This is a genomic window from Micromonospora arida (assembly GCF_003857035.1).
In the GTDB taxonomy this organism is placed as follows: Bacteria; Actinomycetota; Actinomycetes; order Mycobacteriales; family Micromonosporaceae; genus Micromonospora; species Micromonospora arida.
In genome coordinates, this window is sequence record NZ_QGSY01000164.1 from 84,646 (window position 1) to 100,688 (window position 16,043).

A 16,043-nucleotide genomic window follows, 5' to 3' on the forward strand; every position below is an offset into this window, starting at 1 on the left:
GACACCGATCGGGCCCAGAGGGTCAAACCCGCGTCCGTGCGGTCTCAGCCGGCCAGCCGTCGGTACCGGGCCACCGAGAGCGGCAGGAAGACCGCGACCAGGACGAGCGGCCAGAGCACCGCCAGCAACGGGTAGTGCTGCGCCGCCCAGGAGTCGCCGCCCCAACCGGGGTTGCCGAACAGCTCACGGGTGGCGCCGACGGTCGCCGACAGCGGGTTCCACGCGGCCACCGCCCCGAGCCAGGCGGGCATGGTGGACGGTGCGACGAACGCGTTGGAGAGGAAGCCGAGCGGAAACTCCAGGGTCTGCACGGCCACCACGGCGGTCTGCCCACGGGCGACCAGCCCGAGGAAGATGCCGACCCAGATCAGGGCGAAGCGCAGCAGCAGGATCAATCCCACCGCCGCCAGCGTGGCACCGACCCCACCGTGTGCCCGCCACCCGGTTGCGAGACCGGTCAGCAGCAGGACTCCGAGGGTGACAACCGCGAACAGCATGTCGGCCACCGCCCGGGCCGCCAGCGGCGCCAGCGGTGACACGGGCATCGATCGGAGCCGGTCGGTCACCCCGCGCTCCAGGTCCTCGGCAACGGCGATCGTGGTGAGGCTGATGCCGAAGACCATGGTCATCACGAACATGCCGGGCATCAGGAACTCTCGGTAGCTGCCACCGCCGGGCACCTGCAACGCGCCACCGAACAGGTAGGCGAACATCAACACGATCAGGATGTTGAAGCCGAGCGAGGCGATCAGTGGGCCAGGATCGCGTCGCCACCGGGCCAGGCCGCGCCAGACGAGCGTGCCGCTGTCGGCCAGGAGGGCGGGCCGGCCGGGCGTCAGATCCACCGGCGGGGCCGGCACGGTCACCGCGCTCATGCCGCCACCTCGGCGGTCGCCGCCCGGTGCCCGGTGAGGTGCAGGAACACGTCGTCCAGGGTTGGGCGGCGCAGCGCGACGTCCGCCACCGGGACGTTCACGGCGTCGAGCGCCCGCAACACGTCGACGAGCGCACCGGCCTGGTGACCGACCCGGACGCTCACCATCCGCCGGTCCACGTCGACAGTCGGTTCGTCGTCGGCCGCCCGGCGTATCTGGGCGACGGCGGCGGCAAGGTCGGTCGGCGCTGCGACGACCACCTCGATCCGATCGCCGCCGAGCCGGGTCTTGAGGTCGTCCGGAGTTCCCTCGGCGATCACCCGGCCGGCCTCGACCACCGAGATCCGGTCGGCGAGTTGGTCGGCCTCGTCCAGTTGCTGGGTGGTGAGCAGCACTGTGGTGCCGGTGCGTACCAACTCCCGGACCGACTCCCACACCTCGTTGCGGCCACGCGGGTCCAGCCCGGTGGTGGGCTCGTCGAGGAAGAGGACCGCGGGGGCCAGGATCATGCCCGCCGCCAGGTCGAGCCGTCGGCGCATGCCGCCGGAGTACGTGCTGACCGGCTGCTCGGCGGCGTCGGCGAGGCCGAAGCGTTCCAGCAGCTCGACAGCCCGTTGGCGGGCCCGGCGGCGACCCAGGTGGAACAGCCGGCCGAAGAGCACGAGATTCTGCCGGCCGCTCAGCGCCTCGTCGAGCGCGGGATGCTGCCCCACCAGCCCGATCCGGTAGCGCACCTGATCGGGCTCGCGGGTCACGTCGAAGCCGGCCACCTCGGCACGACCCTCGTCGAGTCGGAGCAGGGTGGAGAGGATCCGTACCGAGGTGGTCTTGCCGGCCCCGTTCGGGCCGAGCAGGCCGCACACGGTTCCCCGCGGCACCCGCAGGTCGAACCCGTCCAGCGCGTACCGGTCCCGATACCGCTTGCGCAGCCCGTGCGCCACTATCGCGTCGGTTCTTGTCATCAGCGCGCTCCCCTCCCGAAACTGTCTGGCCGCGCTACCGTACACCGTACGATAGTGCGTACGGGAGGTCCCACGAAGACCAGACCGAGTGGGGCAGGGTGGTGCCAGCGGCAAGCGTCGCGGCCGACGTCAGGTAACTTCCGGAGCCAGGCGGCACCGGCGGGGAGTCGCGGCTACGCGGGATCGGCGGTGCCGACCTGGCCCGCGACGCCGACGTTCAACGGGTCGGCCAGGAGTTTGTCGAACGCCAACTCGGCGGCGCCGATCAGGACGGCGTCGCGGCCGAGCGCCGCCGCGCGCAACCCCAGGTGCTCGCGCGAGGCGGGCAGTGGCATGGTGTCGAGCCGGTCCCGGACCACGTCCGCGCCGGCGGTGAAGATGTCGCGCAGCGAGCCACCGAACACCACGGCGTCCGGGTTGACCACGTTGACCAGGTTCGCCACGCCGAAGCCGAGCCAGTCCGCCACCTGCTCGACCGCCGCGCGGGCGGTCGGGTCGCCGTCCGCCGCCGCGCGCAGCACCTCGGCCACCGCCGCGCGGTCGCTCGGGTCACGGCCGGCGTGCCGCAACAGCGCGGCCTCGGAGATCTCGGTCTCCCAGCAACCGCGTGAACCGCAACCGCAGGGCAGGCCGTTGGGGTTGACGACCATGTGGCCGACCTTGCCGCTGTGACCCCGGTGGCCGATCACCAGTCGGCCACCGACGATGATGCCGGCGCTGATGCCCAGGTCGCCGTGCAGGTAGATGACGTCGTCGATGCCGACCGCGACGCCCCGGACATGCTCGGCCAAGCCGGCGATGTCGGCCAGGTCGCCGGCCACGAACCCGGGGCCGGAGCTGAACTCCGCCTCCAGCGCGGCGCCGAGCGTCTCGTCGATGCTGGCGATCCGGAGCCTGCCGTCCGGGTCGCGGGTGGTGTCGGTGACCGCGGCGGCGCCGCCGACCAGCAGCGCGTCGCCGGCCACCGAACGTTCCATGTCGCGGACCAGGTCGGCGAGGGGCCCGACGGCTTCGATCGCCGACATGCCGCCCGGTCGGGGGATCTCCCGTAGATCGAGGATCTGCCCGCCGAGGCCGACCCGGGCGGCACGCAGCCGGTCCGCGTCGATGCTCAACGCGTGGGCGTAGACCCGGTCGGAGCGAGGGCTGACGACCAGCGAGGGGCGGCCGGCGCGGCGGGCGGTGGTCGGAGCCTCCTCGGTGACCAGGCCGCTGGCGACCAGGTCGGCAGCGAGGGCGCCGATGGTGCTTCGGTTGAGGCCGAGCCGGCTGGTCAGCTCGGCGCGGGACGTCGGTCCGTGCAGGTGGACGTAGCGCAGCACAGCGCCGAGGTTCTGCCGCCGGATCTCCTCCTGGCTGGCGCCGGGAACCGACGGCAGCGGGGATTCGGCGTTGCGGCCGACGCCGGCTGGCCTGGCCCGTACTGGTATCGCCACGGTCAGACCTCCTTCCGGGTCGAGGCCGGTTGGTGCGGGGGTGCAGGGACGACGATGGGTCCCGGTAGAGGAGACCCGGGACCCATCGGCGTTACTGCCTACCGTGCGTGATTACTTGGTGAGCGGCGCGAGCTTCGGGTCGTTGGCGTACGCCTCAGCCGCGTTCGCCTTGGTGACGGCGACCGGCGGAAGCAGGTACGTGTCGACGACCTTGCTGCCGTTGTTGTAGGACTCGGTGTCGTTCACCTGCGGCTTGTCGCCGGCCTGGAGAGCCTTGACCATGTTGATGGTCTCCTTCACCAGGTTGCGGGTGTCCTTGTTGATCGTCATGTACTGCTCGCCCTTGACGATCGACTTGACCGACTCCACCTCGGAGTCCTGGCCGGTGACGACCGGGACCGGCTTGCCTGCGCCCTTGACCGAGGTCAGGATCGCGCGGGCCAGGGTGTCGTTCGGGGAGAGGACGCCGTCCAGCTCCTTGCTGCCGTAGGTCGAGGTCAGCAGCTGGTCCATGCGGGCCTGCGCACCCTCGGCCTTCCAGCCCTGGATGGCGGTCTGCTTGACGTCCTTCTGACCCGAGGCGACAACGACGTTGCCCTTGTCGATCTCCGGCTTGAGCACGTCCATCGCGCCGTTGAAGAAGACACCGGCGTTGTTGTCGTCCGGCGAGCCGGAGAACAGCTCGATGTTGTACGGGCCGTTCGGCTTCTTGGCCTTCATGCCGTCCAGCAGGGCCTGGCCCTGGAGCTGGCCGACCTTGAAGTTGTCGAACGCGACGTAGTAGTCGAGGTCGGGCGTGTTGGTGATGAGCCGGTCGTACGCGATCACCTTGGCGCCGGCGGCGTGCGCCGCCGCGACCTGGGTCGCCAGCTGCGCGGCGTCGGTCGCGCCGATGACGATGACCTTGGCGCCCTTGGTGGTCATGGCGGTGATCTGGGCCTGCTGGTCGGCGACCGTGGTCGACGCGCCGGCGTACTGCACGTCAGCCTGGAAACCGGCCTCCTTGAGGCCGTTGCTGAACAGGTCACCGGCGAGGACCCAGTTCTCCGAGGTCTTGGCCGGGAGGGCCACGCCGATCAGGGAGTTGGCCGCGAAGCCCTTGGCGGCGTCGCCGCTGGAGCTGCTGTCGCCGTCGCGGCCGGAACCGCAGCCGGCGAGGGCCAGCATGGCGGCGGCGCTGACCGCGACCACCGACGTGCCGAAGAATTTACGCATGGTGAGGACTTGCCTTTCTGGAGGTGTAACAGGGTGGTGAGGTCGGTGACCGTCAGCCGGACACCGCTGCCTTGGCGGGCTCGCGCTCCGCGTCCGGCGGTGAGGCGGGTGGGACGGAGTCGTCGCGGCGGAAGGGCCGCATCAGGCTCCCGATGATGGAGAACCGCCCCTGGCTCTTGTTGTAGACGTCGATCGCGACCGCCAGCAGCAGGACCAGGCCCTTGATGATCTGGACCTTGTCGGTGCCCACGCCCTGAAGCTGGAGGCCGTTGTTGAGCACGGCCATGACCAGACCACCGACGATGGAGCCGCTGATGGTGCCGATGCCGCCGGCGACGGCCGCGCCGCCGATGAAGACCGCGGCGATGGCGTCCAACTCCCAGCCGTTGCCGTCCTGCGGGCCAGATGCCTGCGAACGGGCCACGAAGATCATGCCGGCCAGCGCGGCCAGGACGGACATGTTCATCATGACGAAGAAGTTGACCCGCTTGAGCTTCACGCCGGACAGCTCGGCCGCCCGGGAGTTGCCGCCCACCGCGTAGATGTGCCGGCCGCCGGCCGTGTTGCGGGTGTAGAAGGAGTACGCGATGACCAGCGCCACCAGGATGATGCCCGAGATCGGGAAGCTGGTGCCGACGCGACCGCTGGCGAAGCGCAGCGCCGCGAAGGCGATGACCCCGACCATGACGGCCATCCGGAGGATGGAGATCCACATCGGCACCGGGTCGGCGTCCATCGCCCGACGGGTCTTGCGGGCCTGGATCTCGCGCCACACCACCGCCACCGCCGCGGCCAGACCGAGCAGCAGCGTCGCGTTGTTGTAGCCGGTGTTCGGACCGAACTCGGGCAGGAAGCCCGAGCCGATCTCCCGGAAGCCCTCCGGCACCGGAATGCTCTGCGCGTTGCCGATGAACTGGTTGCCACCGCGGAACAGCAGCATGCCGGCCAGGGTGACGATGAACGCCGGCACCCCGACGTACGCCACCCAGAAGCCCTGCCACGCGCCGATCACCGCGCCGATGGCGAGGCCGAACACGATGGCGGCGGGCCAGGGCAGATCCCACTCGGTCATCGACTTGGCGACCAGGATGCCGGTGAATGCCGCGACCGAGCCGACCGAGAGGTCGATGTGCCCGGCGACGATCACCATGAGCATGCCGATGGCCAGAATCAGGATGTACGAGTTCTGCTGGAACAGCGCGATCAGGTTGTCCGACCGCAGCGTCAGCCCATTGGTCCAGATCTGGAAGATCAAGACGATCGCCACCAGGGTGAAGATCATCCCGAACTGGCGGGCGTTGGAGGTCGTGCCTCCAAACAGGTTCTTCTGAAGGTCCTTGATACGGCTCATCGGGTGGCCAACTTCTTCGTCGAGGTCATCTGCTTCATGAGGGTCTCCGGGTTCGCGTCCGCCCGAGCGATCTCGCCCGTGATGGCACCTTCGAACACGGTGTAGATGCGGTCGCAGAGCCCGATCAGCTCAGGCAGCTCCGAGGAGATGACGACGACGCCCTTCCCCTGGTCGGCGAGCCGCTGGATGATGCCGTAGATCTCGTACTTGGCGCCCACGTCGATACCGCGGGTCGGCTCGTCGAGGATCAGCAGGTCCGGGTCGCTGAACATCCACTTGGCCAGGACGACCTTCTGCTGGTTGCCGCCGGAGAGCTTGGAGACGCCCTCGTCGACCGTCGGGGCCTTGGTCCGCAACTCCTTGCGGTACGCCTCGGCCGCCTGATACTCCTCGACCTCGTTCAGCACGCCATGGTGCGAGATCTTGGACAGCTTCGCGGCCACCGTCGACGTCTTGATGTCGTCGAGCAGGTTGAGGCCGAGCGCCTTACGGTCCTCGCTGACGTAGGCGAGCCCGTTGTCGATGGCGTCCGCCACCGACTTCAGCACGATCTCCTTGCCGTCCTTGATGATCGTGCCCGACTCGTACACCCCGTAGGAGCGGCCGAAGACACTCATCGCGAGTTCCGTGCGGCCCGCACCCATCAGGCCGGCGAAACCGACGATCTCGCCGCGGCGCACCACGAAGCTCTCGTTCTTGCAGACCTGCCGATCGGCGGAGATCGGGTGCCGGACGTTCCAGTTGCGGACCTCGAAGAAGACCTCACCGATCTTCGGCGTGTGGTCCGGGAACCGGCTGCTCAGCTCGCGGCCGACCATGCCCCGCACGATCCGGTCCTCGTCGACCCCGTCCGCCTTGACGTCGAGGGTCTCCACGGTCCGGCCGTCGCGCAGGATGGTGATCTGGTCGGCGATCGCCTCGATCTCGTTGAGCTTGTGCGAGATCATGATCGAGGTGATGCCACGGGAGCGGAAACCGCGCAGCAGGTCCAGCAGGTGACGGGAGTCGGCCTCGTTGAGAGCCGCGGTGGGCTCGTCGAGGATCAGCAGCTTCACGTCCTTGGCGAACGCCTTGGCGATCTCCACGAGCTGCTGCTTGCCGACCCCGATGTCCTTGATCAGGGTGTCCGGGTCCTCTTCCAGACCGACCCGGGCCATCAGGTCCAGCGCCATCCGGTTCGCAGCCTTCCAGTCGATCGCGCCCCGCTTGCGCGGTTCGTTGCCGAGGAAGATGTTCTCGGCGATCGACATCCCTGGAATGAGCGCGAGCTCCTGGTGGATGATCACGATGCCGGCGTTCTCACTGGCCCGGATGTCGGAGAACTTGCTCTCCGACCCCTGGTAAATGATCTTGCCGTCGTAGGTGCCGTGCGGGTACACCCCGCTGAGCACCTTCATCAGGGTGGACTTGCCCGCGCCGTTCTCGCCGCAGATGGCATGGATCTCGCCGGCGCGAACCACCAGGTTGACGTCGGAGAGGGCCTTGACTCCGGGAAACTCCTTGGTGATGGAGCGCATCTCAAGGAGGATGGGCACGTCGCTCATCGCTCGTACCACCTCGCCAACGTCATCGGTTGCCTCCGGAAGGTTGAACCTTCACTTGGTTTTGTTGTTGACGGCAACGTATTGCGGCCGAAGGGCCATCCGCAAGGCGAGGGACTGTTGAAAAAGTAACAATCCGGCAATATAGATGTGGCAGAGTGTTCGTCTGCCACAGCGGCCACCGCAGCCCCTCCCGGCACCCCGCTTCGGCTCCCGCACCCACGCCGACCTGCGACAACGCGCCGATCGACCCGCGCCGCTACCCGCAGCTTTCCCACCAGGCAAGACGCGCCAGGGAGGGTGCGGCCGGTAACGCAGCGCACCCGCCGTGCCATCGAACGACGGTGATCGGCAACCAGGCCCAACGCCGTACGGGAGGCGCACCACGGGTCTCGGGCAGCCGATGTGACCCACGCCTCTGCCGGCCGGACGCATCGACCGTCACCTTCGCGGAGCGGAGTTCACCGGACGACAGATCAGTGCCCTGACGTCCGTTAAGGGCGGTTCGTGGCGGCACACCGCGCCATCCCGGCCGGGTCAGCTCGGGTGCAGCACCGCCTTGATCACGCCGTGCTCCCGCCGGTCGAAGTGGCGATACAGCTCGGGGGCGTCGGCCAGGGTGCCGTGGTGGGTGACGATCACGCTGGGCCGCGCCCGGCCCGCGACGACCAGGTCCCGCAGCAGGACGGTGTAGCGGCGGTCGTGGGTGCGACCGAAACGGACCGCGACCCCCTTGCTGAACAGCACCCCCCACGGCGCGACCAGGTTCTCGTGGCCATCCGCGCCGGGCCCGGGGTGTGGGTCCCGGTCCGGGTACACACCGGCGACCGCGATCGCGCCGGCGGCGTTGACCAGCCGGGCTGCGTCGGCGATGACCTGGTTCGGGCACTCCCGGTCGGGGTGCTCCCGGTCGCGGGCCTGGAACCCGACCGCGTCGATGACCTTGTCGACACCGCCCAGTTTCTCCTCTCCGAGCGGCAGCCCGGTCCGGGCCCGGTCGGCCCGGATCTGCTCGACCGGGTCGCCCCTGCGGAAGTCGATCGGCACGGCCCCGATCTCACCGGCCTTGTCGAGTCGGGCGTCGACGCCGTCGACGGAGTACACGACCCGGGCGCCTCGGAGCAGCGCCGCGTAGGCGCCGAGCAGGCCGATTGTGCCGGCGCCGAACACCGCCACGGTGTCACCGGGCCCAACCTCGGCGAGGGTGGTGGCGGCGTGCCACCCGGTGACGAACGCGTCGGCCAGCAGCACGAAGTCGTCCTCGTACGCGTCCCCCGGCTCGCCGGGCAGGGGTACGCAGTTGGCGTCGGCCCACGGCACCCGCAGCAGGTCGGCCTGCGCTCCCCGGTACGGACCCATCCCGGCATACCCATACGCCGCGCCTGGCCCCGCGGCCCGGGCCCGCAGGCAGGCCGCCGAGAGCCCGCGGGCACACATCACACACGTCCCGCAGAACAGGTGCGTGGGGATCACCACCCGGGTCCCCGGCCGGACGGTCTGCACCGCGGCGCCCACCTCCTGCACCACGCCCAACGGTTCGTGCCCGAGCACCAGGCCGGGCTCGGCGCTAGTGCGTCCGTCGTACATGTGCAGGTCGGTGCCGCACAGGGCGGTGGAGGTTATCCGCACGAGCGCGTCGGTCTCCGCCTCCAGCGTCGCGTCGGGCACCTCCCTCACCGCGACCGTCCGGACGTCGGTGTAGACGACGGCTTTCATCCCGGCTCTCCTGTTCGGCGGTGGAACGGCCGGTCTTCCCCCGACTGGGCAGTTCATGCCTGCCCGAACCCCGCAGCCGACTGCGGTGCTATCTTAGGAACCCTAAGTTAATTCCTAGTGAAGCAAAGGTCCGGTATGCCACGGCAGGGTCTGACCAACGCGCGCGTCTCGGCCGCCGCTGCCGAGCTGGCGGATTCGGTCGGCCTGTCCCGGTTGACCGTCGCCGCCGTCGCCCGGCACTTCGGGGTCTCGGACGCGGCCCTGTACGTGCACGTCCGCAGCCGGGACGCGTTGATCGAGCACGTCGCGGTCCGGGCGGCGACCACCTTCGCCGACGCGCTGGCGATCGCGGTGGCGGGGCGGGCCGGTCGCCAGGCCCTGGTCGGATTCGCCGACGCCTGGCGCGCGTTCGCCGTCACCCATCCGGGGCAGTACGCGGCGACCCAGCTCCAACTGCCGCCCGAGGTCGGCACCCGGTCGGCCGGGCACCTACGCCTGATCGAGCTGAGTTACGCGATGCTGCGCGGGTACGGGCTCGACGAGCCGGCCCTGACCGACGCCATCCGATTCGTCCGCAGCACCTTCCACGGCTTCGTGAGCCTCGAAACGGTCGACGGTTTCGGGCATCCCCGCGCTGTCGACGCGTCGTGGCAGTCGATTCTCGACGCGGTGCACACCACGTTGAGCAACTGGCCGACCCAGAAACAGGAGCAGCAGTGAGCAGCCACGATCAGTCGGTCGAGTCGGCCGACGGAACCCACCTGGTGGCACGACGACTGGGTGTCGGAGACCCCGTCGTCCTGGTGCACGGCTCAGGTGGCGGGCTGCACTCCTGGGCCACCGTCGCGGAGCACCTGACCCAGGACCACGAGGTGTGGCTGCCGGCCCGGCGCGGATACGGCCCCAGCGACGTTCCGGCCGGCACCAAGTCCTTCCGGGACGAGACCGCCGACCTGCTCGCCGTCATCGAGGCCGCCCGGCGATCCTCGGGCCGACCGGTCCATCTCGTCGGCGCGTCCTACGGAGCGACCCTGGCGTTGCACACCACCTTGGTCGATCCGCGCGACGTACGCTCCCTGGCGATCTTCGAGCCGCCGCTCTTCGCGGCCGGAGCGCAGGTCGCGCCGCTGCTCGACCGGTACCGTGCCGCCTTCGAGCGCGACGACGCCGCCGCGATGGCAGCGGCCCTGAACGATGTGACGCGGGTTCCGGCCGAGATCGTCGCCGCGATGGCCGCCGGCGCGGGAGATCGGGTGCCCGACCCGGTCGAGGCGCGCCGCTCGGCGGTCGGCTGGCTGCACGATCTGGAGGCGCTCGCGCAGGACAGCACCGACATCACCCGGTGGTCCTCGATCGCCGTGCCGACTCTCCTGCTGGCCGGCGCGGACACCTGGGAGCCGATGCCCACCACGATGAACGCCATCGCGCGGGCGATTCCAGCGGCCCGTTACGTCGTCTGGCCAGGTCAGTCGCACTTCGTGACCATGACGGCACCCACAGTGGTCGCCGACGCGCTTCGACAGTTCTTCGCCGCGGTACCCGCCGCCTAGCCGAGCCGGCCGAGGCGCCCTGCGCGCTACCGGGGCTCCGTGTCACCGGCGGCACCGCCGAGACACCCCACCGCCTCAGCCCGTCGAACGCATCCGCTCGGGCTCGATGACTGCGGCCGGTGACCCACCGGCGCACGAGGCGTACCCCCGCGCAGGGTGTCGCACCGGCCGCCGTCGGGCAGGATCCGCACCGGCGGTGCGGATCCTGCCCCCACACATCGGTGGGCGGCCTGCTCGGTGTGGCGGGATCAGTGACCGGCGTTCTGCCCGCCGTCGACGTGCAGGATCTCGCCGGTGACGAACGGGGCGGACTCGAGGTAGACCACGGCATCGACGACGTCGCTGGTCTCGCCCATCCGGCCCACCGGGTGCAGACCCGCGAGCGTCTGGTGCGTCTCGACCGGGTGCATCGGGGTCTTGATGACGCCGGGTGCGACGGCGTTGACCCGGACACCGCGACCCGCGTACTCGATGGCCAGCGACTTGGTCGCCGAGCTGAGGCCGCCCTTGGTCAACGACGCGAGCACCGACGGGACGTTGGAGTTGGGCTGGTCGACGAAGCTCGTCGTGATGCTGACGACATGACCGGCCCCGCTGGCCAGCAGGTGCGGCATGGCGCGTTGGGTGAGGTGGAAGAACCCGGCGAGGTTGATCCCGGTGACCTGGTCGAAGTCCTCGTCGGTGTAGTCGGTGAACGGCTTGGCGACGAAGACGCCGGCGTTGTTCACCAGGCTGTCGATCCGCCCGAAGCGGTCGAGTGCGGCACGCACCACCCGCTCGGCGGTGTCAGCCTCGGCGATGTCGCCCCGGACCGTGACGATCTCCGGGTCGTCGGACGCGCCGATCGAGCGCGAGGTCGCCACGACGCCGTACCCGAGCTTGCGGTAGGCGTCCACGAGACCGGCGCCGATGCCCTGGGAGGCACCGGTGATCACGACGACCTTCTGGCTCTGACTGCTGTTCATGAGGGAACCACCTTCACTAGACGACTGGTCTACTAAAAGCTAGCCGACCGGTCGTGTATCGTCGAGGCATGGGTCGGACCAGTGACGCGAAGAACAAGATCCTCGACGCGGCCGCCACGCTGATCGAGCAGCGCGGCTACACGGCGCTCGGCGTGGCCGAGATCTGCGCGGCGGCGGGCGTGCCGAAGGGCAGCTTCTACTACTTCTTCGAGTCGAAGCAGGCGCTCGCCCGCACCGTCATCGACGAGCACTGGGTCACCCAGCGCCGCCAGTGGGAGCAGTTGCTCGGCAGCGAGCGCGACCCGCTGCAGCGGCTCCGGGACCTGTTCGAGGCCACCGAGGAGGTCCAGCGCGTCGGCCAGCAGAAGGCCGGCGTGGTCGCGGGCTGCCTGTTCGGCAACCTCGCCCTCGAACTCAGCAACCAGGCCGAGGAGATCCGCGGTCGGCTCCAGGAGATCTTCGAGGAGCAGATCAGCCTCATCGAGCAGGTCGTCGTCGAGGCGAAGGAGCGCGGCCTGGCGGGCCCGGCGGTCGACAGCCGGGAGGCCGCCCGATCGATCGTCGCCCAGATCGAGGGACGGGTCCTGCTCGCGAAGTTGCTCAACGATCCGACCCAGCTGGAGACGCTGTGGCGCAACTGCCTCGATCTCCTCCAGGTGCCGGCGCAGGCGCGGACCACCACCGGCTGAACGGACGACGGTCGCTGACCGTCCACTCCGGGCGCACTGCTCGGCCGCTCAGTAGCATCGGCGAGGCACGATATTCAGGCGGACCAATCCCCGACCGGATCGAGCACTCGACATGACGACCGAGCAGACCACGTCTCCCCCGCGTGCCGGTGTCGGCATCGCCGCTCAGGGGCTGGGCCAGAGCGTCCGGAGCGGTCGCCAGATCCTGACCGACATCTGCCTGAGCATCGCGCCGGGCGAGCTGGTCGCGATCATCGGCGCCAGCGGCGCCGGCAAGACCACCCTGCTGGAGATCCTCGCCGGGGTACAGCGACCGGCGGCGGGCACCGTGACGTACGACGGCAGCGCCGCGGCCGGCACCATCGGTGTGGTTCCGCAGGACGACATCATCCACCGCGAGCTGCCCCTGGCCCGCACCCTGCGGTACGCCGCCCGACTACGCCTGCCCTCCACCACCGGGCCGGCCGAGATCAGTGACCGTGTCGCGGAGGTGCTCGCCGAGCTGCGACTCACCGACCGGGCCGCCACGCCGGTCGGCCTGCTCAGCGGCGGTGAACGCAAGCGCGCCAGCATCGCCGTCGAGCTGCTCACCCGACCCGGCGTGTTCTTCCTGGACGAGCCCACCTCCGGATTGGACCCGGCGATCGCCGTGGAGCTGCTCCGGCTGCTCCGCGCGCTCGTCGACACAGGTGCCACCGTCGTGCTGACCACTCACCAGATCACCGACGTGGACCATTGCGACCGGGTCGTCGTGCTGACCCGTCAGGGCCGGCTGGCGTTCACCGGCACCCCGGCCGCCGCCCGGGAGTTCTTCGGCCTGCGGTCCCTGGTCGAGGTCCACCTCCGGCTCGACGAGGCGACGCAACCCGCCGAGTGGCCCGATCGCTTCGCCGAGCATCGCGCGGCCGAACAGCGTCCCCGTACCACCGACGACGCTGACGTCGCCGCGACGCCGCCCTGGCGCGTCGGCCGGCTGCGCCAGTGGGCGGTCCTCACCGCGCGCAACACGGAGATCGTCGGCCGCAACCGGCTGACCCTGGCGATCCTGCTCGGCTCGCCGCTGATGGTGCTCGGCATGTTCGCGCTGCTGTTCCGCCCGGGGGCGTTCGAGCCGACCAGACCCAGCCCGACGGTGACCGTCATGATCCTGTTCTGGATCGCGTTCGGCGGCTTCTTCTTCGGGCTGACCTACGGGCTCCTCCAGATCTGCACCGAGCTGCCGATCCTGCGCCGGGAGCGGCTCGCCGGTGTCCGGCTGGTCCCGTACCTGTTGGCGAAGGTCGCGGTGCTGCTGCCGCTGCTCGCCCTGGTGGACCTGGCCCTGCTCGGGGTGCTGCGCGCCATGGCCCGGTTACCGCCGGTCGGCGGCACCGACTTCGCCGCCCTGTACGCGACCCTGCTGCTCTCCTCGGCGGCGGCGCTCGCCCTCGGTCTGCTCTGCTCGGCGGCCGTGTCCGACGCGGCCCAGGCGACGCTCATGCTGCCGATGCTCTGCTTCCCACAGGTGCTGTTCGTCGGCGCGATCCTGCCGGTGCCGGCCATGGCGGCCGGCGGTCAGTGGCTCAGCTACGCGATGTCGAACCGGTGGGCGTTCGAGGGCCTGGGGCACACCGCCGGGGTGGAGCGGCTCTGGCGCGACGGCGGCTCCCCGCTCGGCCCGCCGCTGCTGGCCACGTACGGCGACAGCTTCTCCCGGCCGGTGTGGGTCGACTGGCTGGTGCTCGGCGGTTTCGTGCTGCTCTTCCTGGGCGCGGCCTGGGCGGTCCTGCTCCGACGGGATCCCCGTCGTGCGTCCTGACCCGACGCCACCCGCCTCCCCCACGGCGCTGCCGGGATACGCCGCCACCGGCCGGATCGACGAGCTGCGCGCCAGCGAGTACCGACACCTGGACACCGACGGGCAGGTGTACCTCGACTACGCCGGAGCCGGGGTGGCCGCCCAGGCGCAGGTTCGCGCCCACCACGACCGGTTGCTCGCCGGCCTGTACAGCAACCCCCACTCGGAGAACCCCACGAGCGTGGCGGCGGGCTCGCTGGTGGAGTCGGCGCGACGCGCGGTGCTCGACTTCTTCCGCGCCGACCCGGACGAGTACGCGGTCATCTTCACCCCGAACGCCAGCGGCGCCTGCCGGCTGGTCGGCGAGGCGTACGACTTCGGCCGGGCCGCGCCGCTCGTGCTCACCTGGGACAACCACAACTCGGTCAACGGCATCCGCGAGTACGCCCGGTCGGCTCGCGCGTCCGTACGCTACCTGCCGCTGAACGGGCCGGAGCTACGGTTCGCCGAGTCGGACCTGGTCGCGGCGCTGGACGCCAGCCGAGCCCGTCGGTGGGGTCGGCCCGGTCGGCGCGGGCTGTTCGCCTATCCGGCGCAAAGCAACTTCTCCGGGGTGCAGCACCCGCTGGGCTGGGTGGAGCTGGCCCACCAGCGCGGCTACGACGTGCTGCTCGACGCGGCCGCCTTCGCGCCGACGAACCGGCTGGACCTCGGCGTCGTCCGGCCGGATTTCGTCTGCCTGAGCTGGTACAAGCTCTTCGGGTATCCCACCGGGGTCGGCGCGCTGTTGGCGCGCCGTTCGGCGCTGGCCCGGTTGCGCCGACCGTGGTTCGCCGGCGGCACGATCCGCGCGGTGAGCGTGCAGGGCGACTGGCACCGGCCGATGGACGACGAGTCGGCGTTCGAGGACGGCACGCTCAACTTCCTGAGCATCCCGGACGTGGAGTTCGGGTTGCGCTGGCTCGACTCGATCGGCGTGGACCTCGTCCACGCCCGGGTCGGCCTGCTCACCGAGTGGCTGCTGGAGCGGCTGGCCACCCTGCGGCACGACACCGGCGGGCCGCTGGTCCAGGTGTACGGGCCGACGACGGGTGCGGGGCGCGGTGGCACGGTGACCTTCAACCTCCGGCACCCGGACGGCACGCTGGTCGACGAACGGCTCGTGGCGCGGGAGGCGGCAACGGCCGGGCTCTCCCTGCGTACCGGCTGTTTCTGTAACCCGGGCGCGGCCGAGGGCGCGTTCGGGTTGGGCCGGACGTCGATGCGGCAGCGGCTGTTGGCGGGGGTCGACACGATCGACCAGTACCTCGCCGCGCTGGGGCTACCGACGGGCGGCGCGGTCCGCGTCTCGTTCGGACTGGCCTCGATTGCGACCGACGCGGAGCGCCTCGTCGACTTCGTCCAGTCGACCTACCTCAACCGGAGTGCCGGTGCGGAGTCACCTCTGCCACCTCGGCTGCGCTGCTGACCTGCCGACTAGCTGACCTGGGCCACCGGCGCCGGGCGGTGCTTGATCTCCTCCATGAACGGGAACCGGGCGGTCAGCTCGGCGAACGTCAGGCCGGCCCGCCAGGCAGCGGCCACCTGGGCGACCTGCACCAGGTCCATGACGTCACCGCGGGCGAGAACCTCTCCCGAGACGCGCAGGTCAATCATGAAGTATCGGGCCTGCGAGCCCAGCCCCACGCAGACCACGCCCTCGTCGGAGTGCAGCTCGGCGCAGGTGAACCGGGCCCGCCCCTGCTCCGGCGCGGTCACCCGGCCGATGTCGAGCCCGTGGCGGGCAGCGGTTTCGATCAGCGCGGGGGCCAGGCCACCCCGCTCGACCAGATCCGGGTAGAGGCGCACACCCAGCGCCGTCGACGCCTCGCTCATGACTGACTCCCACTTCCTTGTGACAGAGACCAGCAGCGCGCAGGTTACGGGAAAGTTTCCGGCACGCCTCGTCATCCTGTCCCGCGTGGAC

Annotated in this window: 14 protein-coding genes; 5 read left to right on the top strand and 9 right to left on the bottom strand. The window is 70.3% G+C overall.

Annotation, left to right across the window (positions count from 1 at the left end; all coding sequences use genetic code 11):
* Window positions 1-44 precede the first annotated feature (44 nt).
* From DLJ58_RS13290 to DLJ58_RS13320, 7 genes are all read right to left on the bottom strand, one after another.
* Window positions 45-875: an ABC transporter permease gene (locus DLJ58_RS13290; protein WP_124856277.1), complete on the bottom strand. Its 831-nt coding sequence runs from the start codon at window positions 873-875 to the stop codon at window positions 45-47.
* Window positions 872-1,837: an ATP-binding cassette domain-containing protein gene (locus tag DLJ58_RS13295; RefSeq protein WP_124856279.1), complete on the bottom strand. Its 966-nt coding sequence runs from the start codon at window positions 1,835-1,837 to the stop codon at window positions 872-874. Before DLJ58_RS13295 ends, DLJ58_RS13290 begins: the two co-directional genes overlap by 4 nt.
* 173 nt (window positions 1,838-2,010) lie before the next feature.
* Window positions 2,011-3,273 carry an ROK family transcriptional regulator gene (locus tag DLJ58_RS13300; RefSeq protein WP_124856281.1) on the bottom strand — a complete coding sequence of 421 codons (1,263 nt, stop codon included), beginning with the start codon at window positions 3,271-3,273 and terminating at the stop codon, window positions 2,011-2,013.
* A 111-nt stretch (window positions 3,274-3,384) separates the two neighbouring features.
* Window positions 3,385-4,488, bottom strand: coding sequence for a substrate-binding domain-containing protein (locus DLJ58_RS13305; protein ID WP_124856283.1), 1,104 nt, complete (start codon window positions 4,486-4,488; stop codon window positions 3,385-3,387).
* A 52-nt stretch (window positions 4,489-4,540) separates the two neighbouring features.
* Window positions 4,541-5,839 (bottom strand): multiple monosaccharide ABC transporter permease, encoded by a 1,299-nt coding sequence (mmsB, locus tag DLJ58_RS13310; RefSeq protein ID WP_124856285.1) that lies wholly within the window; start codon window positions 5,837-5,839, stop codon window positions 4,541-4,543.
* Complete coding sequence (gene mmsA, locus DLJ58_RS13315; protein WP_124856287.1) at window positions 5,836-7,383, bottom strand: multiple monosaccharide ABC transporter ATP-binding protein; 1,548 nt, start codon at window positions 7,381-7,383, stop codon at window positions 5,836-5,838. Before mmsA ends, mmsB begins: the two co-directional genes overlap by 4 nt.
* A gap of 534 nt (window positions 7,384-7,917) precedes the next feature.
* Entirely contained in the window at window positions 7,918-9,096 is a 1,179-nt protein-coding gene (locus DLJ58_RS13320; RefSeq protein ID WP_124856289.1) for an alcohol dehydrogenase catalytic domain-containing protein, read from the bottom strand.
* 135 nt (window positions 9,097-9,231) lie between these two features.
* Here DLJ58_RS13320 and DLJ58_RS13325 point away from each other — a divergent pair, with 135 nt between their 5' ends.
* Together DLJ58_RS13325 and DLJ58_RS13330 are read left to right on the top strand one after the other, a co-directional pair.
* On the top strand, window positions 9,232-9,816 hold the full coding sequence (locus DLJ58_RS13325; protein WP_124856291.1) for a TetR/AcrR family transcriptional regulator: 585 nt from the start codon (window positions 9,232-9,234) through the stop codon (window positions 9,814-9,816).
* On the top strand, window positions 9,813-10,646 hold the full coding sequence (locus tag DLJ58_RS13330; RefSeq protein ID WP_158629585.1) for an alpha/beta fold hydrolase: 834 nt from the start codon (window positions 9,813-9,815) through the stop codon (window positions 10,644-10,646). Before DLJ58_RS13325 ends, DLJ58_RS13330 begins: the two co-directional genes overlap by 4 nt.
* A gap of 248 nt (window positions 10,647-10,894) precedes the next feature.
* Here DLJ58_RS13330 and DLJ58_RS13335 read toward each other — a convergent pair whose 3' ends face one another.
* On the bottom strand, window positions 10,895-11,611 hold the full coding sequence (locus tag DLJ58_RS13335) for an SDR family NAD(P)-dependent oxidoreductase (protein WP_124856295.1): 717 nt from the start codon (window positions 11,609-11,611) through the stop codon (window positions 10,895-10,897).
* 68 nt (window positions 11,612-11,679) lie between these two features.
* On the opposite strand from DLJ58_RS13335, the gene DLJ58_RS13340 reads away from it, so the two are divergent.
* From DLJ58_RS13340 to DLJ58_RS13350, 3 genes are all read left to right on the top strand, one after another.
* A complete protein-coding gene (locus DLJ58_RS13340; RefSeq protein WP_124856297.1) occupies window positions 11,680-12,300 on the top strand; it encodes a TetR/AcrR family transcriptional regulator in 621 nt (206 codons plus the stop codon).
* Between the two features lie 112 nt (window positions 12,301-12,412).
* On the top strand, window positions 12,413-14,098 hold the full coding sequence (locus tag DLJ58_RS13345) for an ABC transporter ATP-binding protein/permease (RefSeq protein WP_124856299.1): 1,686 nt from the start codon (window positions 12,413-12,415) through the stop codon (window positions 14,096-14,098).
* Window positions 14,088-15,545 carry an aminotransferase class V-fold PLP-dependent enzyme gene (locus tag DLJ58_RS13350; protein WP_124856301.1) on the top strand — a complete coding sequence of 486 codons (1,458 nt, stop codon included), beginning with the start codon at window positions 14,088-14,090 and terminating at the stop codon, window positions 15,543-15,545. Before DLJ58_RS13345 ends, DLJ58_RS13350 begins: the two co-directional genes overlap by 11 nt.
* Before the next feature lie 8 nt (window positions 15,546-15,553).
* Here DLJ58_RS13350 and DLJ58_RS13355 read toward each other — a convergent pair whose 3' ends face one another.
* Window positions 15,554-15,952 carry a hypothetical protein gene (locus tag DLJ58_RS13355; RefSeq protein WP_112638248.1) on the bottom strand — a complete coding sequence of 133 codons (399 nt, stop codon included), beginning with the start codon at window positions 15,950-15,952 and terminating at the stop codon, window positions 15,554-15,556.
* Between the last annotated feature and the right edge of the window lie 91 nt (window positions 15,953-16,043).